The following is a 26,872-nucleotide window of genomic DNA, read 5'->3' as shown; positions in this document are numbered from 1 at the left end:
TCTGTATATTTTTAAGGGAGGATCATTTTATTCTATGGCAATTGAAGTGGGCACCAAGTTAGAAGGCAAGGTGACAGGCATCACGCATTTCGGAGCATTTGTGGATCTGTCAGGAGGTGTCACAGGTCTCGTTCACATCTCGGAAATCGCCGATAATTACGTCAAGGATGTCAACGATCATCTGAAGATTAGTGATGTAGTAACAGTCAAGGTGATCAACGTCGACAAGGACGGTAAGATCGGACTTTCCATCAAGCAGGCCGTAGATAAGCCGGCATCGGAAGTACGTCCCCCAAGAGCACCAAGACCTGAACGTCCAAGCGGTGGAGACCGTTTCGGCGGCGGTGGAGGTAACGGTGGTGGAGGCGGTGGATTTAATCGTGAACGGGGAGGGCGTCCATTCAAGCCTGCAGCCGGTAAACCTTCATTCGAGGATAAAATGTCACGCTTCCTGAAAGACAGCGAAGAGCGCATGTCTTCGATTAAGAAGAACACAGAAGGAAAACGCGGAGGCCGTGGAGCCAAGCGCGTATAATCCCAAACTTGAACATCATAAATAACCGCAGGGGCCTTTGGCCCTTTGCGGTTTTTTTGTTTTTTGTTTAGTAGACAGACAAGGTTTCACGACCCTTAACTTTTTTTGTCGGGGACCGCCAAATCGGCGACAGCATCCTCGCCAATCTCGCATTAGTTTGGGGCAATCGCTGGCGAATGCCTGCTGTCATTCACTGACAGAAAGCCGGCATTGCTTCTGTTCAAACAGAGTAAGCCACTGTCCCATAAGGAATAAAGGGCCTTTTTCCGAGGTTTGTCGGGACAGGCTTTTTTGTCGGAAATTTCTTATGACTTACCTTCCGTTTCTGACAAACTTTCTCAGAACCGCCACTATATAATGAGAACCATAAATTTGGAAACGGGTGGTGTAGAGTAATGAGTAAAAGCAATGTGGTTAATTTGCCGGAGTGGACAAGAACAGGAAACAAGGACAACAAAGCACAAAAAGAAGGCTTGGGATCGCGTCTGAAGACATGGGCGCAGAACCAGCGGGCCCTTCAGCTGCTGGCAGCGAAGAAATGGATGCTGCTCCTTAGCGTTATGGGTTTCCTGCTTGGACGAGCTACCATCTTGAATGAGCTGTCCCCGTTCGCTATTGCTTATTTTGCCGTCATTATGTTTATGCGCAGAGACTCTATGCTCCCCGTGGCCGTAGCGATTATCGCAGGCAGCCTCTTCACGCCTTTCCCTGGAGGCCTGGTAATTGCCGCAGAGTTGATAATATTTATGTTGGTCTATAAGGGAATGGAAAGCTTCCAGCGTATTGACCTTTCTTATGCCCCGCTTATGGTCTTCGTATCCTCCTTTATGGTCGGTCTGTTCCAAATCGTGATTGGCCCTTCATTCACCTGGTATCCAATGATGATGATGACCCTCGATGCAGGGCTTGGGTTCGTACTGACGCTCGTATTCGTGCAGGCGCTTCCGCTATTGACCTTTAGGCAGAAAAGCCGATCGCTGCGTAATGAAGAAATTCTCTGCTTGATCATATTGCTCGCCTCCGTAATGACCGGATTGGTCGGCTGGTCTGTAGGAGGGCTGTCTCTGGAGCATATTCTTTCCCGATACCTTATCCTATTATTTGCAATGGCTGGCGGTGCCCCGCTAGGGGCCGCTGTTGGGGTCGTTACAGGGCTAATCCTCAGCTTGGCTGATATTGGGGCGATCTATCAGATGAGCCTGCTAGCTTTTTCCGGGATGCTGGCGGGCATGATGCAGGGAGGCCGGAAAGGTGCTGTTTCGATCGGAATGCTGCTGGGCTCCAGTATTCTGTCCGTCTATTTCACGGGTCCGGGTGACATGATGGTTTCAACATGGGAGACTTGTGTAGCGGTGGTGTTATTTCTTCTGACTCCGCGCAGCATGATTTCGGCAATTGCCAAATATGTACCGGGTACAGCCGATCATAGTCGATCTCAGCATGAATATGCCCGCAGGGTACGGGATATTACGGCAGAAAGGGTGACACAGTTCTCGCAGGTATTCCGCCAGCTGTCCAGCAGCTTTGGGCAAATCTCACGCGCCGGAGAGGCGGGAACAGCCGAACGTGAAATGGAGGATTTCATGAGTACGGTGACGGACAATGTCTGCGCAGGTTGCGTGCGCCGTGGTCATTGCTGGGATGCGAAATTCTATCAGACCTATCGTTATATGACGGACATGATGACTACCGTGGAAGAATGCCCGGATGTGACGGCCGCTCAACTCCCCCCTGAGTGGAACCGGATTTGCGGCAAGACGGGTGAGGTTCTGGAGTTCATGAAGGGTCAATATGGCCTTTACCAGCATGATATGCGGTGGAAAAGACAAATATACGACAGCCGGCAATTTGTTGCCGAGCAGCTGTCCGGCGTCTCCCAGGTGATGGAGGACCTGGCCAAAGAAATTAAGCGGGAAGGACAGGCGATGTATCGCCAGGAAAGCCAGATTCGTGAAGCCTTGGAGAAGCTGGGCTTGTCCATCCATAGCATTGATATATTAAGCCTTGACCCCGGACGCGTAGAAATTGAGGTCGTTCATGCCTATACTCGTGGGTTCGATGAATGCCGCAAAATGATTGCCCCGCTGCTCTCGGACATTCTTAATGAGAACATAGCTGTCATGAGCGAGACGGCAGTCCATCCCCGTGAAGGGCTTTCGATGGTTACGTTCGGATCGGCAAAAGCTTTTGAGGTGAATACCGGGATAGCTAATGCGGCCAAAGGAGGGGATTTACTGTCCGGTGACAGCTTCAGTACCGTCGAACTGGGCAACGGTACCTTTGCTGTATCGATCAGCGATGGAATGGGCAACGGCGAGCGTGCACGGATGGAGAGTAGCGCGGCGCTGGGAATGCTGGAGAAGCTGCTGCAATCCGGCATGGATGAGAAACTGGCGGTGAAATCCGTCAATTCGGTGCTGATGCTCCGTTCCCCTGACGAGTTCTATGCTACCGTGGATATGGCGCTGATTGATCAATATTCTGCACAGACTACTTTTATGAAAATCGCCTCCGCGCCTAGCTTTATCCGGCGGGGAAGCGAGGTGATTCCTGTGACAGCTAGCAATTTGCCTATCGGCATTATTCAGGATATGGAGGTGGACCTGATCACCTTGCAGCTCCATCCGGGCGATATTCTCATTATGATGACCGACGGTATTTATGATGCACCGGGATATGCCGTTAATAAAGAGATATGGATGAAACGAATGATACAGGAGCTTGAGGGCCATGATCCGCAGGATATGGCTGACACCCTTCTAGAGAAGGTCATTCGTTATCAAGGCAATGAAATTCATGATGATATGACCATCGTCGTCAGTCGGATCGACCATTATCATCCGGAATGGTCCAGCTTGCAGCTGCCTGGAATTGGGCGAATGGAGCGCCCGCGTACGGTGAGCTAGAGTGCAACTGCTCTGTTCTTTTGTGTCTAAACTGCCGAGTCGAATGAAATGATGACTCGCCACCACTTGTTCCTCCCCACCCAAACACCGCAATTTATGGTGGTGTTAGGCTTTTGAAAAAGTGAATGGTATGGAACGAAAGAGAAATTTTGGAGCTGTAGAAGCGAAGCGTTCGCCTTTATTCTCTGATTTCGACCACTATAACGGTTCTGATGAAAGAAATCAGAGAATAACAGCGATCGAAAGCCCAACATTTCTCGCAGTTCCCCTTCATTCACAGTCTTTCTAAAAGCCTTTCACATCACAAAATGCGAGTTTGAAATCTCTCATTTCTGGACATGCTAGAAACAGAGGTTTCAGACAAAAGGGGAGTGAATGGTTATGAAGCAGATTCTGCTCATTACAGACGGATGTTCGAACGTGGGGGAAAGTCCGGTGATGGCAGCGGCTCATGCCCTGCAGGAGGGAATCACCGTTAACGTGGTCGGTGTGATTGATCATGGAACAATTGGCGAGCTGGGTAGCCGGGAGATTGCCGATATTGCGAAGGCCGGAGGGGGGCTGAGCCGTATAGTCGGAACACCGCAATTGGCCCAAACGATACAGATGATGACGCGAAAGACTGTAGTTCAGACCATTCAGCAGGCGGTTAATAAAGAGGTGAAAAAAATACTCGGTGATGGCTCGCTGGAAGAATTGCCACCGCTACAGCGTTCTCAGGTCGTCAATGTCGTGGACGAGCTGACGGAAACATCGCCGCTGCGTATTGCTCTGCTTATTGATGCCAGCGCCAGCATGAAGCCCAAGCTTGCTGCGGTAGAGGATGCTATCCGAGATCTGGCGCTAAGTCTGGAGGCACGGGAAGGTAAAAGCGAGATCGCTGTCTTTCATTTTCCCGGACGCACCAGCAGTGAGGATGCAGAGCTTGATATGGACTGGACCAGCAACGTGTCTGGTGTCCGCTCTTTGTTCTCCAAGCTGCGGATGAGAGGCGCCACTCCTACAGGACCAGCGATTTTCAGGGTGCTTGAGCATTACCGTTATGATACACTGGATGGACATCATGGACGCCTGATGACTGAAGATCCAGACGAAAGAGAAGGGATGATTGGTGGGTATGTCGTCTAATCCGCCTTATCCTCTCGGCACCGTTATCACCGGGAAATGGCGGGGAAACCGTTATGTGATACAGCGATTGCTGGGCAGGGGCGCGAATGGAACCGTATATCTCGTGCAGCGACAAGGGAGGCGGGAATACTATGCGCTTAAAATAGGATACGATGCGCTTGATCTGCAATCCGAGATCAATGTGCTCACTTCCTTGCAGTCCCGCCGGAAGCGCAATGAATACCGCGCCCAGCGGGAATCGCCCTTGTCGTCCTATCTGCTGGAAGCAGATGATTACAGGGAGGACGACAATAAGCCGTTCTACGTAATGAGATATGTGCAGGGCAGACCGCTGCATCATTTTCTTTCTAAGAACGGACCGGACTGGCTTGGGCTTGTGGGCCTGAAACTGCTTGATAAGCTGCGCAGGCTTCATGAATGCGGCTTTGTATTTGGTGATTTGAAGCCGGAGAATGTTATGGTTTCTGACGTCGGAGAAGCGGAACTGATTGACTTTGGCGGCGCAAGCCCAATGGGCCGGAGTGTGAAGCAATTTACTGAATGGCATGACCGTGGCTTCTGGAATGCTGGCAGCCGGACAGGGGATGAGGCTTATGATCTGTTTGCCTTTGCCGTTCTCTGTCTTCGCCTGCTCAATGAACCTGGTCTGAAGAGTGCAGCTCTGCAGCTTCCGCAGACGCGAAGTGTGGATGAACTGTTGAAGCTTGCCCGCAGCCTGCCGGATAAGAAGTTGTCCTCCTGGATTTGTCATGCGCTGAAAGGTGGATTCAACGGCTCGGCCGAGGCTATGGAGATTTGGAAGAATCATATATATGGCTCGCGTAAGGCCAGACCAGAGCATATGGCCACGCCCCGCTGGCTGAAAAACGCGTTTGGCTTGTCTTTATTCATGCTGGCCTTTACAATTTATTGGCTACTGCGATTTTGAAATTATACATACTGCCGGTATACGAACCTGTGCAAACGGCCGGGCGGGAAGGGAGCCGCATATGGAGCAAATGAACGGACTGGTGGATGCTGTACTGGAGTCTGCAGCTGAGCATGGGCTGTGGTCGCCTCATGACACCATTGTAGTCGCAGTATCCGGCGGACCGGATTCTGTGGCTCTTTTGCATGTACTGCATGAAATTGCGGCAAATCGGACACCTTTAAAACTAATATGTGCCCACGTAAATCATGGATTCAGGGTGGAGTCGGTAGAAGAGGCAGAGCTTGTCCGTCAGTTGGCGGCAGAACTCGATATTCCTTTCGAAATGGCGGAGTTTGATATTCCTACTCTGGCCAAGGACAGTGGTCTTGGTCCGGAGGGAACTGCCCGGGAGAAGCGTTATCAGTTTCTTATTGATACCGCTCACCGGTATGGGGCTCAAGCTGTCGCGCTGGCCCATCATGCCGATGATCAGGCTGAGACCGTACTGATGCGGCTGTTGCGTGGGAGCGGGCTCTCGGGACTGGCCGGCATGAGATGGAAGCGGTCTGAAAAAAAGGTGCAACTCATTCGCCCCTTCCTCCGTATTAACAAAACGGCCCTTGTGGGCCTGTGCCAGGAGAATGGTTATCCCTATGCGGAAGATGCCAGCAATCTGCTGACGCAATATACGAGGAATGCTGTGCGGCTGGAGGTGCTGCCTTTTCTGGAAAGATACAATGGACGCTTGGGACATTCTTTGCTGCAACTGGCAGAGATTGCTGGAGCCGAGGATGATTATATGGAGGAAGCTGCTACCAGATGCTTTGATGAACTGGTTTCCGTAAATAGCGGGAAATATACATTTGAAAGGGTATCCTTTGCGGCCGTACCCTCCGCTTTACAACGGCGTTTGATTAAACTAATATTAAATTATCTGTCGGCGGATTCTTCCATTACGGATTTCTCCAAAATTGAATCTGTACGGCGGCGGACATTACAGGAATATCCTACGACCTGGAGTCTTGATCTGGGCGGGGGGCTTACCTGTATCCGGCAATATGACATGATGTTGTTCTCGTCCAAGCCTCCGAAGGTGCAGGCAAGCTATACATATCGGATTTCTTTGCCCCAGACCCGGCTTTCGCTCGGTGAGATTGGGAAAGTGATGACGATGACGGTGCTGGAGAGAGAAAGCTTTTTTTTACGCGGGGAGCAGTCTGAATTGATGTCGGCATGGTTTGACTTAGATGAATTGGTCTTTCCGCTGACCATCCGTTCCAGATTGCCTGGAGATACCATTAAGGTTATGGGATTAAACGGAAGCAAAAAGGTAAAAGATATTTACATTGATGATAAAATACCTTCTTCCGAGCGATCTATAATTCCCCTCGTGTGCGATGGTTTGGGCAATATCGTCTGGATTCCGGGCGTAAGACGCTCGATGCATGCCGCAGTAGGGCGGCATACGGCCGCGGTCCTTCTCCTGTCGCTAGAAGACGGTGATGGGACTGAAGAAACGTAATGGTCGAAGTAAGTCTTTCATAGTATAACTTAGGAGGTCTCGCAAGTTGCAAAATGATATTAAAGAGGTTTTAATCAGCGAAGAGGAAATTCAGCAGAAAATCAAGGAGCTTGGCACTGTGCTGAGCAAGGAATATGCAGGACGTAACCCTTTAGTGATCTGTGTTTTAAAAGGTGCGTTTATATTTATGGCAGATTTGGTTAAAGTCATTACAGTACCTCTGGAGATGGACTTTATGGCGGTATCGAGCTATGGAGCATCTACAAAGTCTTCCGGCGTTGTCAAAATCATTAAAGATCTTGATGTGTCGGTAGAGGGCCGTGATGTGCTGATCGTTGAGGATATCATCGACAGCGGCCTTACGCTCAGCTACCTGATCGAGCTGCTGCGTAATCGTAATGCTAAGTCAGTCTCAGTAGTTACCCTGTTTGACAAACCTGCGGGACGTACAGTCAACCTTGAAGCAGAGTACACAGGGTTTGTATTGCCCGATGAATTTGTTGTGGGCTACGGATTGGATTATGCCGAGCGGTATCGGAACCTCCCTTACGTCGGCGTGCTGAAGCCTGAAATTTATTCCAACTGAACAATTGACAGCCTTACAGCTGGTGATCAGACTCCAGGACTTCCCTTATTTGAGGTGTCCCGACAGGCTATGGTACAATAACTTGAGTGTTGTGAGAGGAGGTAGGGGATGAATCGGTTCATCCGGAATTCTGGTTTTTATTTGATTTTATTTTTAGTCGTGGTGGGCATTGTCCAGTTTGTAAGCAATGGAAATGAATCCGCCGATTTCCCTAGATATGACCAGTTAAGACAGGAAATCAAGAGCGATAATGTGAAGAGCGTAACGGTTCAGTTTGAAGGCAACGCGTTCCTGGTTACAGGTGAGTATAAAGAGCTGCCGGCAGACAAAAAATCTAAAAGCTTCTCCACATATATCCCTCCTACAGATGCTGCTCTTAACGAATTGGTTAAGGCCAGTGATGAACACGGCGTAGAGTATGAGCAGAAGAAGATGCAAGGCGACAGCATTTGGCTGACGTTCCTCTCCTCCATTATCCCGCTGGTGATCATGTTCATCCTGTTCTTCTTCCTGTTCAATCAGGCGCAGGGTGGCGGCGGCAAGGTCATGAATTTCGGCAAGAGCAAAGCCCGGTTATATAATGAAGAGAAGAAGCGAATCAGCTTTGAGGATGTTGCAGGGGCCGACGAAGAGAAGCAAGAGCTTGTCGAGGTCGTGGAATTCCTGAAAGATCCACGCAAATTCGCTGCTGTGGGTGCACGTATCCCTAAAGGCGTATTGCTCGTAGGTCCTCCGGGAACAGGTAAAACCTTGCTGGCCCGTGCGGTAGCTGGTGAAGCCGGTGTTCCATTCTTCAGTATCTCCGGTTCTGACTTTGTGGAAATGTTTGTCGGTGTCGGTGCTTCCCGTGTACGTGATTTGTTCGAGAACGCCAAGAAGAATGCGCCTTGTATCATCTTCATTGATGAGATTGACGCAGTCGGACGCCAACGTGGCGCTGGCCTCGGCGGTGGACACGATGAGCGTGAACAGACACTCAACCAATTGCTCGTTGAAATGGACGGCTTTGGTGGCAACGAAGGTATTATCATTGTAGCGGCAACTAACCGCGCAGATATTCTTGACCCAGCCTTGCTTCGTCCGGGACGTTTTGACCGTCAAATTACGGTTGACCGCCCTGATGTGAAAGGCCGTGAAGCAGTACTGAAAGTTCACTCCCGTAACAAACCGCTGACGAAGGATGTGAAGCTGGATGTAATCGCCAAGCGTACAACTGGATTCACGGGTGCTGATCTGGAGAACCTCCTGAACGAAGCGGCATTGCTCGCTGCACGCCGCAACCGCAAGGATATCTCCATGCGTGAAGTGGATGAAGCGATTGACCGCGTAATTGTGGGTACGGAGAAACGCAGCCGTGTTATCAGCGACCGCGAGAAGCGTATTGTGGCTTACCACGAAGCGGGTCATACCATTGCTGGTTACTTCCTGGAGCATGCCGATATGGTGCATAAAGTAACGATCATCCCGCGCGGACGCGCAGGCGGATATGTCATTATGCTTCCTAAGGAAGACCGGATGCTTGCAACCAAGCAGGAATTGCTTGATAGAGTAACGGGATTGCTTGGTGGCCGTGTCGCTGAAGAAATGTTCATCGGCGAAATCGGTACAGGCGCATACAGTGACTTCCAACAGGCTACGTCTATTGTTCGTAGCATGATTATGGAGTACGGTATGTCTGATAAGCTGGGACCTCTGCAGTTCGGAACATCCCAAGGCCAAGTATTCCTGGGCCGCGATATCGGGCATGAGCAGAACTACAGTGACTCCATCGCTTATGAAATTGATCAAGAAATGCAGAACTTTATCCGCACGTGCTACGAGCGTTGTAGAGAACTGTTGACCAAGTACTCCAAGGAAATGCACCTTATTGCTAACACCTTGCTTGAGAAGGAAACACTGGAGCTGGATCAGATCAAAGAACTGATCGAGCAGGGTTACCTGTCTGAAGATGGCAAGCCTGAGGAATCCGAAGGTGTTGCCCATGAGGGTGGAGAGCCAGTAATTGATTCTATCGGAGATGTGCGTGTGCGTATTCAAGGCAAGCCTGAGGATACCCAGTCCACATCACCGGATCTGGCCAAGGATATCCCGAACAATCCGGGATCTGAAGGCAATGATGGATCGGATGATAATAAGGGCGGCGGAAGTCTTTCCTAAGTTGTCTTTTAACTAAATTAACTGCTGCAAATCCGGAGAACGGTTATGTTCTCCGGATTTTTTGTGTCTGCACTCTGGAAAAGAAGTCGTGGGCTGTCTTTCCAGTTACATTGACAGGGGCTGGAACGTTGTGTACATTAGTGATTAATATTACTTACTTTTTATATGATCCAATTTGACATGAACGTGCCGGCCTCAAGCCGCGAAGACATAAGGGGGAGTACAGACCATGGAAGCTTTGGCGCTGGAGCGCAAGCAGGAACAGAATCGTGAACTTCGTATACGTCTCGAACAGCTTAAGAAAGAACGAAACGCAATCATTTTGGCTCATTACTATCAACGGGATGAAATTCAGGAGGTTGCTGATTTCCGGGGTGACTCGTTTTTGCTGGCTCAGAAGGCAGCGGAGACAGATGCAGAAGTGATTGTGTTCTGTGGTGTGCATTTCATGGGGGAAAGTGCTAAAATTTTGGCGCCTAACAAGACAGTAATCATTCCTGATGAACGCGCCGGCTGCCCAATGGCTGATATGGTCAATGTGGAAGGACTTCGTAAGCTGAAGGCTCAACACCCTAATGCTAAAGTCGTTACTTATATCAATTCGTCCGCAGAAATCAAGGCGGAGACGGATATTTGCTGTACCTCCGCGAATGCGGTGAAGGTCATTGAATCGCTGGATGCCGAAGAAATCATCTGGGTACCGGATAAGAATCTCGGACAATATGTTCAAGATCAAACCGGCAAGAAGCTGATCATTTGGGAAGGCTACTGCAATACCCACGACATGTTGACAGTCAAGGATGTAGTGGAGATGAGAGCCAAATATCCTGACGCAGAGTTCGTGGTTCATCCAGAATGCCGCCCTGAAGTTGTAGCCATGGGGGATTATGTTGGTAGCACCACCTCGATTTTGGAATACTGCCGCAAGTCGGATCGCAAGCAGTTTATTGTTGGCACCGAAGATGGTACCGGATATCAGCTCCGTAAGGATAGTCCGGATAAAGAGTTCCATTTTGCCACAAAGTTTCTTGTGTGCCCTAATATGAAGGTTAATAATCTCAAAAAATTGGTGAAGGCCCTGGAAACGATGAAACCGCAAATTTACGTTCCACCCGCTATCGCCGACAAAGCCAGAACTTCCTTAGAGCGCATGCTACTAGTCAAGTAGCATGCGCTACTCTTTCGTTGAAACAGGTGAGCGGTCATGATTCCACAATATTTGGTTGATTTTGATCTCCGGGATATTCCAACTGTAAAAACGGATTGCATTGTCATAGGCTCCGGAATTGCCGGATTATTCACAGCAATTAAAGCCAGTGAAGACCGGCGTGTCATTATGATTACTAAGAAGTCGCTGATGGAGAGTAATACCCGCTATGCACAAGGTGGAATTGCTGCAGTTATTTCCGATGATGATTCCCCGGCCTACCACCGCCAAGATACCTTAATGGCGGGAGTAGGCCTCTGCTCTTCTACTGCTGTGGATGTCCTCGTCAATGAGGGTCCAGAGGGTGTGCATGAGTTGATCAGACTTGGTACATTGTTCGATAAGGAAGATGGTGTTCTGGCGCTGACCCAGGAAGGGGCACATAGCCATCGTCGTATTCTCCATGCCAACGGGGATGCTACAGGCTATGAGATTGTAAGGGCCTTGGGGCAGCAGGTGGCGGAGCATAACAATATTGAAGTATGGGATGATCATTATGTTATAGATCTCATTACTGAGGATGGGGAATGCGTCGGCGTACTGTTGCAGCAGCCAGATGGCGGAAAGCTATTTCTGCAAGGGGATGCAACAATATTGTGTTCGGGCGGGGCGGGGCAGTTATACCGTTATACGACTAACCCTGAGGTTGCTACCGGTGACGGTGTGGCCATTGCATATCGGGCAGGTGCTCATATTCGTGATATGGAGTTCATTCAGTTTCATCCTACAGCACTCAGTTACCCCGGCGCCCCTCGGTTCCTGATCTCGGAGGCGGTACGCGGGGAAGGTGCGGTGCTGCGTAATATCAACGGGGAACGCTTCATGGAGCGGTATCATGAATTGCTCGAACTGGCACCACGTGATATAGTTGCCCGGGCGATTGTAAGTCAGATGGAGCTGACCAAATCGACTTTTGTCTATTTAGATATTACCCATGAATCGGCAGAGATGGTAAAGCATCGTTTTCCAACCATATATGAGACTTGCATGAGCTACGGACTGGATATTACCTCAGATTGGATTCCAGTGGCTCCAGCTGCGCATTATATGATGGGGGGCATCAAGACTGACCTGAACGGGGAAAGTAATATTTCACGCTTGTTTGCCTGTGGTGAAGTGTCTTCTACAGGTCTACATGGAGCAAACCGCCTGGCGAGTAATTCTTTGTCCGAAGCTGTTGTATTCGGCCGACGGATTATTGATCGGGTTCGTGAACTGCCACCTCTGGGTCGTGATGTGAATGCTGTCAGCATTCAGGAAGGACGTACGGAAGCTTCGACCCAGGCTATTGTGGAACGCCGTTTGAAGCTGCAAAAGGTGATGGTCCGCTATGCCGGACTTCGGCGTAATGAGGAGATGCTGTCTAAAGGTTTGGAAGAGCTGAAGCGGCAGGTGCCGATCTTTGGGGCATCATTATCTAAGCGTGAAGAATACGAATTCGCCAACATGCTGACCTGCTGCCTGCTGATCACAGAGTCGGCGCTCGCTCGGCAAGAAAGCCGTGGAGCGCATTACCGTGAGGATTATCCGCAGCGCAATGATGAGGAGTGGCGCAAACACCTGCTCCAGACTCGTGAGCTGGGAATAGTGGAGGAATTAAGCGATGATGTTTAACGGATATAATGAAGAACTGGTACAATCCATCAAGTCATGGCTACGTGAGGATGTGGGCTCGGGTGATATTACTACCCAGACTACAATTCCTGCCGGACATGAGTCGAAGGCTATAATACATGCTAAGGAGAGCGGGGTCATTTGTGGCCTGCCTGTGGCGGAGCTAGTGTTCGAGGTAGTAGATCCGTCACTGACGTTTACGGCCCATGTTCAGGAGGGTCAGATGCTGGAAAAAGGCACTGTTATCGCCGAGGTAGAGGGAAGCACACATGCTATCCTGACAGGTGAACGACTTGCTCTTAATCTGATGCAGCGGTTATCGGGGGTGGCTACACGCACATCTTCTTTTGTGCAGGAGCTTGAAGGCCTATCAACCCGACTGGTCGATACTCGCAAAACGACTCCGGGCCACCGGATGTTGGAGAAATATGCAGTTCGAGTGGGTGGCGGGGCGAATCACCGTTTTGGATTGTATGATGCGGTGATGATCAAAGACAACCATATCAAAGGTGCTGGTGGAATCCGGCAGGCAATCGACCGGGCGCGAAAGAATATACCGCATACGATGACCATCGAGGTCGAGACGGAGAACCTGGAGCAGGTAGAAGAAGCATTGGCTGCTGGAGCCGATATCATTATGTTGGATAATATGTCTACCGACATGATGAAGGAAGCTGTAGCCAGAATTAAAGCGAAAGCGCCGCATGTGAGAACTGAAGCCTCAGGCAATGTGTCGCTGGAGACCGTACGGGGAATGGCTGAGACAGGTGTCGACGTGATTTCTGTTGGCCGCCTAACGTATTCTTTCTCCTCGCTGGATATCAGCCTGGACCTTAACGCCAAGAAGGAGGGTCCTGTCTCATGATGCTGGCAGTCGATATCGGTAATACTAATATTGTCCTTGGTGTATATAAAAAGCGGGAGCTACTGCATCACTTTCGGCTGAGCACCGCTCGTCAATCAACGGTAGACGAATATGGTGTGCTGATACACAATTTGTTTCATATGTCGGATATCTCGGTCAAGGATGTAGAGGGTGTCATTATATCCTCAGTGGTTCCTCCACTGGTTCAGACGATCGTTGATATGTGTGTAAAATATATTGGTAAAGATCCCTTGCTGGTTGGACCAGGGATTAAGACAGGACTTAATCTCCGGTATGAAAACCCGCGTGAGGTAGGAGCAGATCGGATCGTGAATGCTGTTGCAGCTATTGAACAGTATAAATGTCCACTTGTTGTTGTTGATTTCGGGACCGCGACTACGTTTGATTGCATTGATGGTGATGCTAATTATCTTGGCGGTGCCATTGTCCCTGGTCTAGGCATTTCTACCGAAGCGCTGTATCAGCGGGCTTCCAAGCTGCCTCGCATCGAACTGGAGAAGCCGAAAAAGGTGATTGGCCGTAATACAGTTCATGCGATGCAGGCTGGAATCATTTTTGGTTACGCAGGTCAGGTTGAAGGGATTGTCAAACGTATCAAGATCGAAATGAACGCGCCGGAGCTGAAGGTTATTGCAACGGGTGGGCTAGCCCCGCTTATTGCCGGAGAGACGGAATGCATCGACGAGATCAATCCGCTGCTCACGCTTGAAGGACTGCGCATTGTATACGAACGCAATAAATAAGGTTGCCTAAAGAGACATATAAGATGAACAAAAGAAAGTAACAAAAAGCGAGGAGGAACGAAGGGGGAAGTTTGGAACTGTAGGAGCGAAGCGCTCGCCTGAAAGCTTTCCACAGGAAAGCTCGCAACGGAAGCCTAAGCTGTGTCCAGATCTCAACCGTTAGAAGCGGTTAAAAAAAGGAAATCTGGACACAACAGCGACCGGAAGTCCAAACATTCCACCGTAGTGACGAACGAGCCTTACGTTAGGATCTTAATTTTATCTTATATAGTCAAAATAAATGATAGGAGGAGTATGCACCCAATGGAAAATAAGAAGGATCGGCTTGTCCGGGGAACGGCATTTGACGGGAGAGTAAGAGCGTTTGCGGTCCGCACGACAGAATTGGTTGAAGAGCTGCGGCGTAGACACGATACATTTCCGGTGGCTACAGCCGCTCTGGGGCGCACCGTTACTGCTGCGTCCATGATGGGAGCCATGCTCAAGGGCCAGGAGAGACTTAACATTAATGTTAAAGGTAATGGGCCACTAGGTCGAGTATTGGCAGAGTCCAACGCTCTGGGAGAAGTTCGGGGATATGTGCACAACCCGCATGTTCATCTGCCGAGCAATCGTTTGGGCAAACTCGATGTGGCAGGTGCTGTCGGCACTGAAGGATTTATTGAGGTCATTAAGGATTTGGGAATGAAGGAGCCGTACCTTGGCAGTGTCCCGATTGTCTCCGGAGAACTTGGTGATGATTTTACCTATTACTTCGCGGTTTCGGAGCAAACACCGGCGGCTGTAGGCTTGGGTGTATTAGTAGATACGGACAACTCCGTCATTGTTGCCGGAGGTTTTATCATTCAGCTGCTTCCGGGTCTTACGGATGCCGAGATCACAGAGATTGAGCAAAAGCTGGGGACGATGCCTTCCGTTACCGCACTGCTGGAGCAGGGCTTGGAACCTGAAGAGATGATGCGCTGGCTTTTGCCGGATGCTGTGTTGCTGGATGAACTGGATGTTCATTTCGCATGCCAGTGTTCACGTGAACGGGTGGAGCAGACCTTGATCAGTTTGGGCCAGCATGAGCTGGAGCGTCTGATCGAAGAGGATGAAAAGGCTGAAGTAGTATGCCATTTCTGTAACGAAGCATATCAATTTAATAAAGAAGAAATGCAGGCGATCCTGGATCAAGCGACATCGTAGGGCCGGCAGATGATGACAAGACAGGAACGCGCGCTGCGCAATGCCGTTGTCCTATTAGCTGCTGCGACCTTGGTATGCGGAGGGCTGCTAATTTGGAGCCTGCGTGCCATGGCCGTTCTTGAAGGAAACGAAGGTGATTCGGAATCGCCAGATGTTGCTGCGGCGGGTGGACAAGAAATCACCGAACAGCAATGGATTGCTGAGTTAAAAAAGAAACACGGCTATGAGGTGCTATTGGAAATAATCAATCACATCGTTGTTGGCCAAGAAGCGCAGACCTTGGGAATCCAGGTGACGGATGCCGAAGTCAAACGAGAGCTGGAGCGCGTCATTGCTGGTTATCCGTCAGAAGAGCAGTACTACGCTCAAATGCAGTCTGAACTGGGCCTATCTCGTAATGATGTGCGGGAAGAGACCGTGTACCGGCTCACGCTTCAGGCCATAGCTACCGTTGGAATAACGATTAATGATTCCGACATTGACAGCTATCTGGAGCAGAACGAGGATCGCTATCGCCCTAAGAGAGAAATGCAGCTTTCTATGATTGAGGTGTCTACCTACAAGATGGCACAGCGGGTCATGGACCGTTTGGAGAAGGGTGAGGATTTCGCCGCTTTGGCGAAGGAACTGTCTATTAACGAAGAGAGTCGCTTGCAGGGCGGAAATCTGGGAACTGTAGAGGAAGATGATCCCTTCTGGCCGAAAGAGCTGCTGAGTACAGCGGCAGGACTGGATATCGGGGACATTGCGGGTCCGCTTCAGACGGAGGCGGGCTACGCTGTAATCCGATTGGAACACAAAATTGAGCGTCCAGTACCGGATACAGAGGAGATACGATCTCAGATTCGTCAGGAACTGGCTTTGGAGCAGGCGCCTACGCTTCGGCAAGTGGAGAGCGATTTGCGTCTCAAATATGAAACTTTAATAAATATTGACAATGGTCTGGAACATTGATAATATGAGATTATTGAAAACCTACTGATTTAGTCGGAAATAATTCATTGCACTAATATTCATTTACCATTCCAAGGAGGTTTTTGCTCATGGCTAAAGTCGTCAACAATGTTACAGAACTTATCGGAGGAACTCCACTCGTTCGTTTGAACCGCATTGTACCGGAAGGAGCAGCTGAAATCTATGTGAAGCTGGAATATCAGAACCCGGGCTCCAGTGTAAAGGACCGCATTGCAATCAGCATTGTGGAAGAGGCTGAGAAGGAAGGCCGTCTGAAACCAGGTGACACCATTGTGGAAGCGACCAGCGGTAATACCGGTATCGGTCTGGCTCTTGTGGCTGCTGCCAAAGGGTACAAGGTTGTTATTGTGATGCCTGAAACCATGAGCTTGGAGCGTCGGAACCTGCTGCGTGCTTACGGAGCGGAACTGGTGCTGACTCCGGGAGCAGAAGGTATGAACGGTGCGGTTAAGAAGGCAGAAGAGATTCTGGCCGAGAACCCAAGCTATTTCATTGCAGAGCAGTTCAAGAACAAAGCGAATGTGAAGATTCACCGCGAAACTACAGGACCTGAGATCGTGGAAGCGATTGAGTCCATCGGCGGACCGCTGGATGCATTCGTTGCAGGGATTGGAACTGGCGGTACAATCACTGGTGCTGGCGAAGTGTTGAAGAGCCAATATCCGGGCGTGAAAATCTATGCGGTAGAACCTGCAGCTTCGCCTATTCTGGCTGGTGGCAAACCAGGCCCACACAAGATCCAAGGGATCGGTGCGAACTTCATTCCTGAAATCCTCAACCAGGATGTTTATGATGAAATCGTTCATGTTGAGAATGAAGAAGCCTTCGAAACGGCACGTCGTGTAGCGAAGGAAGAAGGCATTCTGTCCGGTATTTCATCGGGCGCTGCGGTATTTGCTGCGATCAAGATCGCCAAGGAACTGGGTGCTGGTAAAAAGGTAGTCGCTGTGATCCCAAGTAACGGCGAGCGTTACCTGAGCACACCGCTCTATAATTTCGAAGTTTAATTAACTGCGTCTGTTCGGACGCTTCAGGGCCTTCGTCCCACCATATGGTGGAGGCGAAGGCCCTTTTTGATGTTTTAACACGATCATTTTGTTGTCGATTCTGCCTTGTAATGCGTAATTTCTTACCTTGTACTTTGCCGTTGGTGGAGTTATTTTGCTGTGCGGTCTTTTCAAAAGGGCCAAATGTACAGTATACTGACAGGCAATATACCGATAATTAATAATGACTATTTGAAGTAATGCTCAACAAAACTTAAGTGAATGCTTACGGAGTAAGTTTTGTTACGTAGTGAAATCAAAGAAGCGTAGCTTCACAAAACTTAAATGGCTGCTTATGAAGCGAGTTTTGTTACGTAGTGACACCAAAGAAGCGTAGCTTCACAAAACTTAAGTGGGTGCTTACGAAGCAAGTTTTGTTACGTAGTGACACCAAAGAAGCGTACCTAAACAAAACTTTTAGGAGGATGGCTTTGGAAATCTTAACGACACGGCAGTGGTGGGAGCAGTGGGCGAATGAAGGCTGGAGCACCCTGCCATTACTTATACAATCACAACAACAGTCCAGGGGTTTGCCTGCATCATGGAAGGCGGCATGGGAATTGGCATCTCCATACTCTGTCCTGCTGGAAAGCGGTAAAGGTGGCAGATACACGTATCTCGGTCTTACACCTGCTTCCGTACTGCAAGGGAAAGGCGATTCTGCCAAAGTAATCGACCCTTCGGCTGAAACAACTGATCTGGGATCGGGTGGCTCAACGCAAGCGGCGGCGAGCCTGCTGCAGGGTCAACCGCTGGAGGTGCTGCAGCGCTGGATGTCGGGCTACACCTGCCCGCGACTGCCTCTTGAGGGCGTTCCGCCGTTTACGGGCGGCTGCCTCGGGTTTCTCGGCTATGATGTTGTCCGTTCGCTAGAACGCTTGCCGTCCCTGGCCGAAGACGATCCGGGGTTCCCTGATTATCTCTTCATGAGAATGGAAGAAGTATGGATTTATGATCATGAAACGGACATGCTCTATTGCGCAGTGCATGTGCCGCTGTCAGGGAAGGATTCGCCTCGCTCAGATGAAGTGGAACAGCTATACGATGATGCGCTGGGCCGTGCCGAGCGAATGCTGGCTCAGTGGGGTACGATCACATCCGCAGCGGGGCTAATAGATGACAGCGCCGAAATAGCCAAAATCTATGACCGTGCCACCGGAGAATGGCCGGGTATGTCCTCAGCCTTTACTAATGAGCAATTCCAGCAGGCTGTGCTGGACGTTCAGGAATACATCCGCAAGGGCGATGTATTCCAGGTGAACCTGTCGCTGCGTCAGGAAGCAGTGCTGAAATCGCAGCCAGAGGATATCTACGAGTGGCTGCGCAGACTTAACCCGTCCCCGTACATGGGGCTGCTGCGCTCTCCTGGCTTCGCGCTCTCCAGCGCTTCGCCCGAGCTGCTCGTCAAGCTGCACGGGGACAGCGTCAGCGCACGCCCCATCGCCGGCACCCGGCGGCGTGGACTGACTCCCGCTGAAGATGCTGCCATGGAGGCAGAGCTGCGCGGGAGCGAGAAAGAGCGCGCCGAGCATATTATGCTCGTCGATCTGGAACGCAACGACATTGGACGTGTCGCTGCTTACGGCTCGGTCCATGTGCCCGAGCTGATGACTGTGGAGCGCTACTCCCATGTCATGCACCTGGTCTCGCAGGTAGAAGGCACCATTGCTCCTGGCAAAGACGCCTATGACGTCATCGCAGCCCTCTTCCCGGGCGGAACGATCACTGGCGCGCCTAAGGTGCGCACCATGGAGATCATTGAGGAGCTGGAGCCGGTCCGGCGTGGCCCATATACTGGGTCTATGGGCTGGATTGACTATAACGGCAATATGGAATTAAATATTATTATACGAACACTAGCTGTGCAGAACGGTATCGGATACATTCAAACGGGCGCGGGAATCGTGATCGACTCCGATCCGTACCGTGAATACCGGGAATGTCACAATAAAGCCAAAGCGATAGTCACAGCAGTTCTTTGTAGTGAACACACACAAGAATTGCAGGCTTCCGGCGGCGCCGAAGGGGGAGCAACATTATGATCTTGGTCATCGACAATTATGATTCCTTTACGTATAACCTGGTACAGTATTTAGGAGAGCTGGGCGAAGAAGTGAAGGTATCCCGCAACGACGAGATTAGCATTGAGGAGATTGAAAAGCTGGCTCCGGACCACATCCTGATTTCCCCAGGACCTTGTACTCCAAATGAGGCAGGTATCAGCCTTGAAGTGCTGCAGCATTTCAAGGGGATCATTCCGATCTTCGGGGTGTGTCTGGGCCATCAGGCGATCGGACAAGCCTTCGGAGGCAACGTCATCCGTGCTGAACGTCTAATGCATGGCAAGACCTCTCCGATCCACCATCACGGTACCTCGGTGTTTGAAGGACTGGAATCACCCTTCACAGCAACACGCTACCACTCGCTGATCGTAGAGCGGGAGACCCTGCCGGACTGTCTGGAGATTACCGCTGAGACTGAAGAAGGCGAGATCATGGCCTTGCGCCATAAAGAGTACCCGATTGAAGGTGTACAATTCCATCCCGAATCCATTATTACGAATCATGGTCACACTATGCTGCGCAATTTCCTGAAACGGAGAGCCGGAGAAACGGCATGAACTATATAGGGATCAATGATGGTGTAGTCGACGCCAAGGAAGCCGTGGTTTCTGCTCTGGATCACGGCTTTTTGTACGGTATAGGACTGTTTGAGACCTTCCGCACTTATAACGGAGCTCCTTTCTTGCTGGAGCGGCATTTGCAACGGCTGGCGTCAGGTTGCCGGGAACTGGGTATTCCTTTTGAACAGGAGCAGGGACGTCTATTGCAGTGGATCAAGCGGGTAATGGATAAGAACGGTCTGCAAGAGGCTTATATCCGCTATACAGTAACTGCAGGTGAGGATATTCTGGGATTACCTGCGGGAGACTATAGTCAGCCTAATCACCTTCTATATATCAAGGAATTGCCTAAACTATCAGATAAGCTTTATACCGCAGGCAAGCCATTGCAATTATTGTCCCACCGCCGGAATACGCCGGAAGGGACGCAGCGATTCAAGTCATTGCATTATATGAATAATATTTTGGCCAAGCGTGAGCTTTCGGGCTATGCCTCTTCTAGTGAAGGGGCCGAAGGCCTGATGCTTACTGCTGATGGCTACCTGGCTGAGGGAATAGTCAGCAATCTATTTTTTGTTCATCATAATGTGCTATATACGCCTTCACTTTCTACAGGCATTCTTCCAGGCATTACCCGGGAAATGGTATTGGAGCTGGCTTCTGGTGCCGGAATGAGAATTGAGGAAGGACAATATGATTGGGAGCGCTTAAGATCTGCGGACGAGGCCTTTCTGACCAACTCCGTGCAGGAGCTAGTCCCAGTTAATGCATTGTGGGAACAAAACGAGCGTCACACCGTCGGCAGCGGAAGCTGCGGTGTCATCACTAAAGAACTGATCTCTTTATACAAAGAGAGAACGGGGGTGAAGCAATGAAACCTGTAATTTACAAGCGAACCTACCGCTGTGGCGATACAGAACTAACCTTGGGGCAGCGGACACTAGTAATGGGGATTCTCAATATCACCCCGGATTCCTTCTCCGATGGTGGACTCTGGAATGAGCCGGAGAAGGCTGTTGAACATGCGCTACGAATGGCTGCTGATGGTGCAGATATTATCGATATCGGTGGGGAATCCACACGTCCCGGCCATCAGCCGGTTAGTCTGGAAGAGGAATTGGAGCGGGTCCTCCCGGTCATCGAAAGCATCCACCGCGCCGCACCCCACCTGCCGTTATCGATAGATACCTATAAAGCAGAAGTGGCACGTCAGGCACTCCTGGCAGGTGCGCACATTATTAATGATGTATGGGGAGGCAAAGCTGATCCAGCGATGGCCAGTGTGGCCGCAGAAGCAGACTGCCCGGTAATTTTGATGCACAACCGTCATGATCGCAATTACACTGATTTCATTATGAATATGTGCGAGGATTTAAAAGAGAGTGTACATCTCGCTATTCATGCAGGTGTCAAACCGGAACGAATTATCCTTGATCCCGGAATCGGTTTTGCGAAGGATCAAGATGAGAACCTGAAGGCAATGATGGCTCTTGATACTTTAGCCGGATTAGGTTACCCGCTGCTGCTGGGTACTTCGCGCAAAAAATTCATCCGCACTGTGCTAGATTTGCCACCGGACGATGTCCTGGAGGGAACTGCTGCTACAGTAGCCTTTGGATTGGCTCAAGGCTGTCAGTTTGTGCGGGTGCATGACGTGGCTCTTATCAAGCGTACAGTGAAGATGTGCGATGCCATGCTATATGCTGCACCACCCGTGGTGCAGGAATAATTGATATTTGGAAGGGCGGCTGTCAGATGGATAAAATGAAACTGCACCGAATGGAGTACTATGGGTACCACGGAGTTTTTGAGGAAGAACGTAAGCTGGGTCAACGATATTATATTGATCTGGAGTTCGATATGGAGCTGCAGAATGCTGGTCTGAATGACGATCTCACACAAACAGTAAATTATGCCGAAGTGCATGATTTGGTTAAAAATATTGTCGAAACCAAGTCCTTTAAGCTGATTGAAGCTTTGGGTGAATGTATTGCATCACATGTACTGGACACTTATACTATTATCAATGCGGTAACGGTCAAAGTTACCAAGCCGCATCCGCCGTTCGACATTCATTTTCAGGGAGTGACCGTAGAGCTGCGCAGAACCAGAAAGTGAGAGTCGAATCATGAATAACCATTCCACCTCTGAGGAATCAGAGGCTTATATTGCTTTAGGGGCTAATTTGGGCGACCGTGAGGGAACCTTGAAGGAAGCCTTGCATCGGCTGGACAATCATGATGGAGTTCAAGTCGTTCGTAGTTCGGGCGTGTATGAGACAGAGCCGGTCGGTTATCTGGATCAGCCGCAGTTTTTGAATATGGCAGCTGCGCTGCGCACGACCCTTGCACCGGAGATGTTGCTGGACGTCATGTTGGAGATTGAAAATCAGCTCGGCCGTACCCGCGATATTCTCAATGGTCCAAGAACGGTAGATCTCGATTTGTTGTGGGTAGAAGGACAGACCTTCGATACTCCGAAGCTGACGCTGCCCCATCCGCGTATGCTGGAGCGCGCGTTTGTGCTTTTTCCGCTGAATGACATCGTTCCAGAGCAAGAACCCTCCGGACTTCGTGCCAGGGTCACAGAAGCGCTTCAAGATGTAGATGGAAAGGAAGGAATTCGGCTGTGGACAACAAGCGTATGGGAAGGCGGGTCAGGGCATTCCGTAAGCTGAAGGGCTATACTCAACAGGAATTGGCCGATAGTACGGGAATATCCTTGGCTGTGCTTGGTGCAGTCGAGCGTGGCAATAGACGATTAGAGGATCAAATTTTAAATAAAATTGCGGATGTTTTAGGAGTCACGGTTCAAGAACTGTCCGATCCAACGTAACTCCAAAGAACAAAGGAGTGAAAGAAATGTTGAAGATTGGCGGCATCGAGATGAAAAATCAGGTTGTTCTGGCACCGATGGCCGGCGTATGTAACCCTGCTTTTCGTCTGATCGCCAAGGAGTTTGGCACGGGACTGGTATGTGCGGAGATGGTAAGCGATAAGGCGATCATCCACGGCAATAAGCGGACGCGTGAAATGCTATTCGTAGACGAGCGTGAGAAACCGCTGAGCCTGCAGATAGTTGGGGGTGACCGCGCTTCATTGGTGGAAGCGGCTAAAGTAGTCGATAAGGAAACCAACGCCGATATTATCGACATTAACATGGGCTGCCCTGTCCCTAAAGTAACCAAGTGTGATGCCGGTGCCCGTTGGCTCTTGAACCCGGATAAGATCTACGAGATGGTGTCTGCGGTTGTAGATGTCGTGGAGAAGCCGGTTACAGTTAAAATGCGGATCGGCTGGGATAGCGAGCATATTTTTGTCGAAGAGAATGCACGTGCAGTGGAACGGGCAGGAGGTCAAGCGGTCAGTGTGCATGGTCGTACTCGGGAGCAGCTTTACACCGGACGTGCAGATTGGAACTATATCAAAATGGCCAAGGAAGCTGTGTCGATTCCCGTGATCGGCAACGGCGACGTGAACACGCCAGAAGATGCGCGGGCTATGCTGGACCAAACCGGCTGTGACGGTGTCATGATCGGTCGTGGGGCGCTAGGCAATCCATGGATGCTGTACCGTACCATTCAATATTTGAGTACAGGAGAATTGATGCCTGAGCCGGGAGCGGAAGAGAAAATCAAGGTAGCCATTCTCCATATGGACCGTCTGATCGCGCTCAAAGGTGAAGCTGTAGCCGTGCGTGAAATGCGTAAGCATCTTGCTTGGTATTTGAAGGGCTTGAAGGCTGCGGCGCGGGTGAAGGACGTCATTATGGAAGAGACGAAACGCGATGAAATGGTGAAGATTTTGAATGATTTTGTCGAACAGTTGAAATATGAGGGAGATAACAGCAACCCGGGTACTGGAGCGACTCTTACTGCGGTGTAACCTTTCTTCGGCGAGCATGGTTTGAATACCCACAACATTATATGTGCCATCATTGACATTTTGTAGCGGTTCCAATATAATTTCTCAGTATAAAATCGCCGTTACAGTTAGATCAATGCAGCAAGGAGGGTTCTTAACCCTTCAGATTCGCATATAGTTATGGTGTTTTCAATAAATGTATACGACAGGAGAATCGGTTGAGATGAGCGATAAAGAAGTCATCCTTACCCCGGACGGACTGAAGCGTCTGGAAGAAGAGCTAGAGAACCTCAAATCCGTGAAACGCCGCGAAGTGGCCGAACGGATCAAAGTAGCGATTGGCTACGGAGATATCAGCGAGAACTCGGAGTACGAAGACGCGAAGAACGAGCAGGCTTTTATCGAAGGACGCATCATCACTTTAGAGAAAATGCTTCGCAACGCGCGTATTATCAATAGCGACGAGATCGTTACAGATGTTGTAAGCATTGGTGTTACCGTAAGTGTAGAGGATATGGAGTATGGCGATGTTATGGAATATACGATCGTCGGTACGGCTGAATCCGATCCGCTCAATAACAAGATTTCCAACGAAAGCCCTGTGGGCAAAGCCATCATCGGCAAGAAGCAAGGCACTATTGTGGATGTAAGTGTACCTGCAGGCGTTATTCAATATAAAATTCTTGATATCCGAATGAAGTAAGCACGGACGCTTGCCGTCTGATATAGCATTGCTGTGGCAAACACCGGTTTGGCTGAACCGGGCTGCAGACGCGGGAACATGTTTGGGAAAGCTTCCTTAGGGAAGCTTTTTTCAACATCAACCGGCAATACAGAACCACATATAGTTTCCTAAGCTGGAACGGGACTGTCCTCACAAAGGCTGAAGGGCGGCGCCGTTTCTTCTTGCGTATATGACATTAATGAGTTTAGAGGGGATGAAAGGCATGACTGAAGAATTGAACAACGATGAGATTCAGGAGAATGAGTTAAGCGAATTGCTGCAGATCCGCCGGGCCAAATTGGACGAGCTGCGGGGACTAGGAATCGATCCTTTCGGCAAAAAGTATGAGCGTAACGCCAATGCAGGTGATCTGCTGAAGGAGTACGATAGCTTCACACAGGAAGAGCTGGAAGAGAAGAATGTCCAGGTCAGCGTAGCTGGTCGTATTATGGGTAAACGTAAGATGGGGAAAGCCAGCTTTGCGCATATTCAGGACCTTTCCGGCAAAATCCAAATTTATGTTCGTCAGGATAGCATACCTGAGACCCAATATGCAGCATTCAATATTCTGGATCTGGGCGACATTATCGGTATAAAAGGTACCGTGTTCAAGACCAAAACAGGCGAGACCTCCATTAAGGTGAAGGATCTTGAAGTTTTGTCGAAGTCTCTGTTGCCGCTACCTGAGAAATATCATGGTCTGAAAGATGTAGAATTGCGTTATCGTCAGCGCTATGTCGATCTGATCATTAACCCGGAAGTTCAGCAGACCTTCATTGCCCGTTCTAAAATCATCCAATCTATGCGTCGTTATCTCGATTCGCTCGGTTATCTTGAAGTCGAAACGCCGACTCTTCATGCCATTGCCGGCGGTGCCGCTGCTCGTCCCTTCATTACTCACCATAATACGCTCGACATGCAGCTTTACATGCGGATCGCCATCGAACTGCATTTGAAGCGTCTGATTGTTGGCGGTTTGGAAAAAGTATATGAAATTGGCCGTGTCTATCGTAACGAAGGTATCTCTACGCGTCACAACCCGGAATTCACGATGATTGAGCTGTACGAAGCCTATGCGGACTACCAGGATATCATGAACCTGACGGAGAACCTGATTGCTCATATCGCACAAGAGGTGCTTGGAACTCAGAAGGTTAACTACCAAGGGCAAGAAGTAGACCTCTCCCCTGGCTGGCGTCGTGTCTCCATGGTGGACGCTGTTAAAGAAGTAACCGGTGTTGACTTTGGTGTGCAAATGACTGATGAGGAAGCTCAGCAATTGGCGAAGGAGCACCGTGTGCCTGTTGAGAAGCATATGACCTTCGGACATATTCTCAATGCGTTCTTTGAGCAATTTGTAGAAGAAACGCTGATTCAGCCTACTTTTGTTATGGGACATCCAGTAGAGATTTCTCCTCTGGCGAAGAAGAATGATATTGATCCGCGGTTTACCGATCGTTTTGAGTTGTTCATCGTAGCTCGTGAGCATGCCAATGCCTTCAGCGAGTTGAATGATCCGATTGATCAACGCCAGCGGTTTGAAGCGCAGCTTCATGAGAAAGAGCAAGGCAACGATGAGGCGCATGAAATGGACGATGACTTCATCCGCGCGTTGGAACACGGAATGCCGCCTACTGGTGGACTCGGTATCGGTGTAGACCGTCTGATTATGCTCCTGACCAACTCTGCGTCCATTCGTGATGTGCTGTTGTTCCCACATATGCGCAATCGTACTGCTGAGTAAGTGCAGTCTTAGTAATAGATAAAGCAAGAAGAGCCAAGGGGACCTATACAAAGGGTTCTGCTTGGCTCTTGTTTTATTGAATCTATTAATTTTCAAAAAAACACTTGCAATGGTCTTCTATACATGGTATATTCTAATTCCGGCCAAGAAATAACAATGCCGAGCTCGAAAATGAAGTTCGAAAAACGAAATTCAAAAAAAGAGCTTGACATTAAAACGCCGGACATGATATAGTATAAGAGTTGCTGCTGAGACATTGAGCAGACAACAAGAACAGCTTGATCTTTGAAAACTGAACAACGAGTGAGTATCGAATTCACGAAAGTGAATTCAAAAAGAGAATTTTTAATTCTCGTCAGATGTTTCAAAATGAGCAATCGCTCTTTTCGATAATTTTTCGGATGGTTATTTTCTCGGAGTAATTCGAGGAAGTGATCGCTCGAAAAAACCTATTTGGAGAGTTTGATCCTGGCTCAGGACGAACGCTGGCGGCGTGCCTAATACATGCAAGTCGA

The 26,872-nt window shown here is 49.7% G+C and carries 24 protein-coding genes and 1 rRNA gene; all 25 read left to right on the top strand.

Going from position 1 to position 26,872, the window contains the following annotated elements; all coding sequences use genetic code 11:
• The first annotated feature begins 34 nt into the window (after positions 1-34).
• A complete protein-coding gene (locus HPT30_RS04040) occupies positions 35-535 on the top strand; it encodes a S1 domain-containing RNA-binding protein (RefSeq protein ID WP_175370212.1) in 501 nt (166 codons plus the stop codon).
• Positions 536-930: 395 nt separating this feature from the next.
• Positions 931-3,441 (top strand): stage II sporulation protein E, encoded by a 2,511-nt coding sequence (spoIIE, locus tag HPT30_RS04035; RefSeq protein ID WP_175370211.1) that lies wholly within the window; start codon positions 931-933, stop codon positions 3,439-3,441.
• A 381-nt stretch (positions 3,442-3,822) separates the two neighbouring features.
• A complete protein-coding gene (locus tag HPT30_RS04030) occupies positions 3,823-4,569 on the top strand; it encodes a vWA domain-containing protein (RefSeq protein ID WP_175370210.1) in 747 nt (248 codons plus the stop codon).
• Complete coding sequence (locus HPT30_RS04025) at positions 4,559-5,497, top strand: serine/threonine protein kinase (protein WP_217622245.1); 939 nt, start codon at positions 4,559-4,561, stop codon at positions 5,495-5,497. The genes HPT30_RS04030 and HPT30_RS04025 overlap by 11 nt, the downstream gene beginning before the upstream one ends.
• Positions 5,498-5,558: 61 nt before the next feature.
• Positions 5,559-7,001 (top strand): tRNA lysidine(34) synthetase TilS, encoded by a 1,443-nt coding sequence (gene tilS / locus HPT30_RS04020; protein WP_175370208.1) that lies wholly within the window; start codon positions 5,559-5,561, stop codon positions 6,999-7,001.
• A gap of 46 nt (positions 7,002-7,047) precedes the next feature.
• The gene (gene hpt / locus HPT30_RS04015) at positions 7,048-7,587 is read left to right on the top strand and encodes a hypoxanthine phosphoribosyltransferase (RefSeq protein WP_175370207.1); all 540 of its coding nucleotides are present in this window, start codon (positions 7,048-7,050) and stop codon (positions 7,585-7,587) included.
• A 108-nt stretch (positions 7,588-7,695) separates the two neighbouring features.
• The gene (gene ftsH / locus HPT30_RS04010) at positions 7,696-9,744 is read left to right on the top strand and encodes an ATP-dependent zinc metalloprotease FtsH (RefSeq protein ID WP_175370206.1); all 2,049 of its coding nucleotides are present in this window, start codon (positions 7,696-7,698) and stop codon (positions 9,742-9,744) included.
• Positions 9,745-9,973: 229 nt separating this feature from the next.
• Positions 9,974-10,912: a quinolinate synthase NadA gene (gene nadA, locus HPT30_RS04005; RefSeq protein ID WP_175370205.1), complete on the top strand. Its 939-nt coding sequence runs from the start codon at positions 9,974-9,976 to the stop codon at positions 10,910-10,912.
• A 36-nt stretch (positions 10,913-10,948) separates the two neighbouring features.
• Positions 10,949-12,565, top strand: coding sequence for an L-aspartate oxidase (nadB, locus tag HPT30_RS04000; RefSeq protein ID WP_175370204.1), 1,617 nt, complete (start codon positions 10,949-10,951; stop codon positions 12,563-12,565).
• Complete coding sequence (gene nadC / locus HPT30_RS03995) at positions 12,555-13,430, top strand: carboxylating nicotinate-nucleotide diphosphorylase (RefSeq protein ID WP_175370203.1); 876 nt, start codon at positions 12,555-12,557, stop codon at positions 13,428-13,430. The genes nadB and nadC overlap by 11 nt, the downstream gene beginning before the upstream one ends.
• Positions 13,427-14,194, top strand: a complete 768-nt coding sequence (locus HPT30_RS03990) for a type III pantothenate kinase (protein ID WP_175370202.1) — start codon at positions 13,427-13,429, stop codon at positions 14,192-14,194. The genes nadC and HPT30_RS03990 overlap by 4 nt, the downstream gene beginning before the upstream one ends.
• A 303-nt stretch (positions 14,195-14,497) precedes the next feature.
• On the top strand, positions 14,498-15,382 hold the full coding sequence (gene hslO, locus HPT30_RS03985; protein ID WP_175370201.1) for an Hsp33 family molecular chaperone HslO: 885 nt from the start codon (positions 14,498-14,500) through the stop codon (positions 15,380-15,382).
• A 9-nt stretch (positions 15,383-15,391) separates the two neighbouring features.
• Positions 15,392-16,336, top strand: coding sequence for a peptidylprolyl isomerase (locus tag HPT30_RS03980; protein ID WP_175370200.1), 945 nt, complete (start codon positions 15,392-15,394; stop codon positions 16,334-16,336).
• A gap of 89 nt (positions 16,337-16,425) precedes the next feature.
• Complete coding sequence (gene cysK, locus HPT30_RS03975; protein ID WP_175370199.1) at positions 16,426-17,364, top strand: cysteine synthase A; 939 nt, start codon at positions 16,426-16,428, stop codon at positions 17,362-17,364.
• 464 nt (positions 17,365-17,828) lie between these two features.
• The gene (locus HPT30_RS03970; protein WP_175370198.1) at positions 17,829-19,445 is read left to right on the top strand and encodes an anthranilate synthase component I family protein; all 1,617 of its coding nucleotides are present in this window, start codon (positions 17,829-17,831) and stop codon (positions 19,443-19,445) included.
• Positions 19,442-20,023: an aminodeoxychorismate/anthranilate synthase component II gene (gene pabA, locus HPT30_RS03965; RefSeq protein WP_066367848.1), complete on the top strand. Its 582-nt coding sequence runs from the start codon at positions 19,442-19,444 to the stop codon at positions 20,021-20,023. The genes HPT30_RS03970 and pabA overlap by 4 nt, the downstream gene beginning before the upstream one ends.
• On the top strand, positions 20,020-20,901 hold the full coding sequence (gene pabC / locus HPT30_RS03960; protein ID WP_175370197.1) for an aminodeoxychorismate lyase: 882 nt from the start codon (positions 20,020-20,022) through the stop codon (positions 20,899-20,901). The genes pabA and pabC overlap by 4 nt, the downstream gene beginning before the upstream one ends.
• A complete protein-coding gene (folP, locus tag HPT30_RS03955; protein ID WP_175370196.1) occupies positions 20,898-21,755 on the top strand; it encodes a dihydropteroate synthase in 858 nt (285 codons plus the stop codon). Before pabC ends, folP begins: the two co-directional genes overlap by 4 nt.
• 26 nt (positions 21,756-21,781) lie before the next feature.
• Positions 21,782-22,144: a dihydroneopterin aldolase gene (folB, locus tag HPT30_RS03950; protein WP_175370195.1), complete on the top strand. Its 363-nt coding sequence runs from the start codon at positions 21,782-21,784 to the stop codon at positions 22,142-22,144.
• Between the two features lie 10 nt (positions 22,145-22,154).
• Positions 22,155-22,703, top strand: a complete 549-nt coding sequence (gene folK, locus HPT30_RS03945; RefSeq protein WP_175370194.1) for a 2-amino-4-hydroxy-6-hydroxymethyldihydropteridine diphosphokinase — start codon at positions 22,155-22,157, stop codon at positions 22,701-22,703.
• The gene (locus HPT30_RS03940; RefSeq protein ID WP_217622246.1) at positions 22,670-22,861 is read left to right on the top strand and encodes a helix-turn-helix domain-containing protein; all 192 of its coding nucleotides are present in this window, start codon (positions 22,670-22,672) and stop codon (positions 22,859-22,861) included. Before folK ends, HPT30_RS03940 begins: the two co-directional genes overlap by 34 nt.
• A gap of 26 nt (positions 22,862-22,887) precedes the next feature.
• Positions 22,888-23,910: a tRNA dihydrouridine synthase DusB gene (dusB, locus tag HPT30_RS03935; protein WP_175370192.1), complete on the top strand. Its 1,023-nt coding sequence runs from the start codon at positions 22,888-22,890 to the stop codon at positions 23,908-23,910.
• Between the two features lie 202 nt (positions 23,911-24,112).
• Positions 24,113-24,592 (top strand): transcription elongation factor GreA, encoded by a 480-nt coding sequence (gene greA, locus HPT30_RS03930; protein ID WP_175370191.1) that lies wholly within the window; start codon positions 24,113-24,115, stop codon positions 24,590-24,592.
• A 244-nt stretch (positions 24,593-24,836) separates the two neighbouring features.
• The gene (lysS, locus tag HPT30_RS03925) at positions 24,837-26,357 is read left to right on the top strand and encodes a lysine--tRNA ligase (RefSeq protein WP_175370190.1); all 1,521 of its coding nucleotides are present in this window, start codon (positions 24,837-24,839) and stop codon (positions 26,355-26,357) included.
• 450 nt (positions 26,358-26,807) lie between these two features.
• Positions 26,808-26,872 (top strand): 16S ribosomal RNA (locus tag HPT30_RS03920); the annotation flags it as partial.

Source organism: Paenibacillus agri (assembly GCF_013359945.1).
Classification (GTDB): Bacteria; Bacillota; Bacilli; order Paenibacillales; family Paenibacillaceae; genus Paenibacillus_AQ; species Paenibacillus_AQ agri.
Note: the sequence above shows the minus strand (reverse complement) of the source record. Positions and strands in the feature narration are given on the sequence as shown.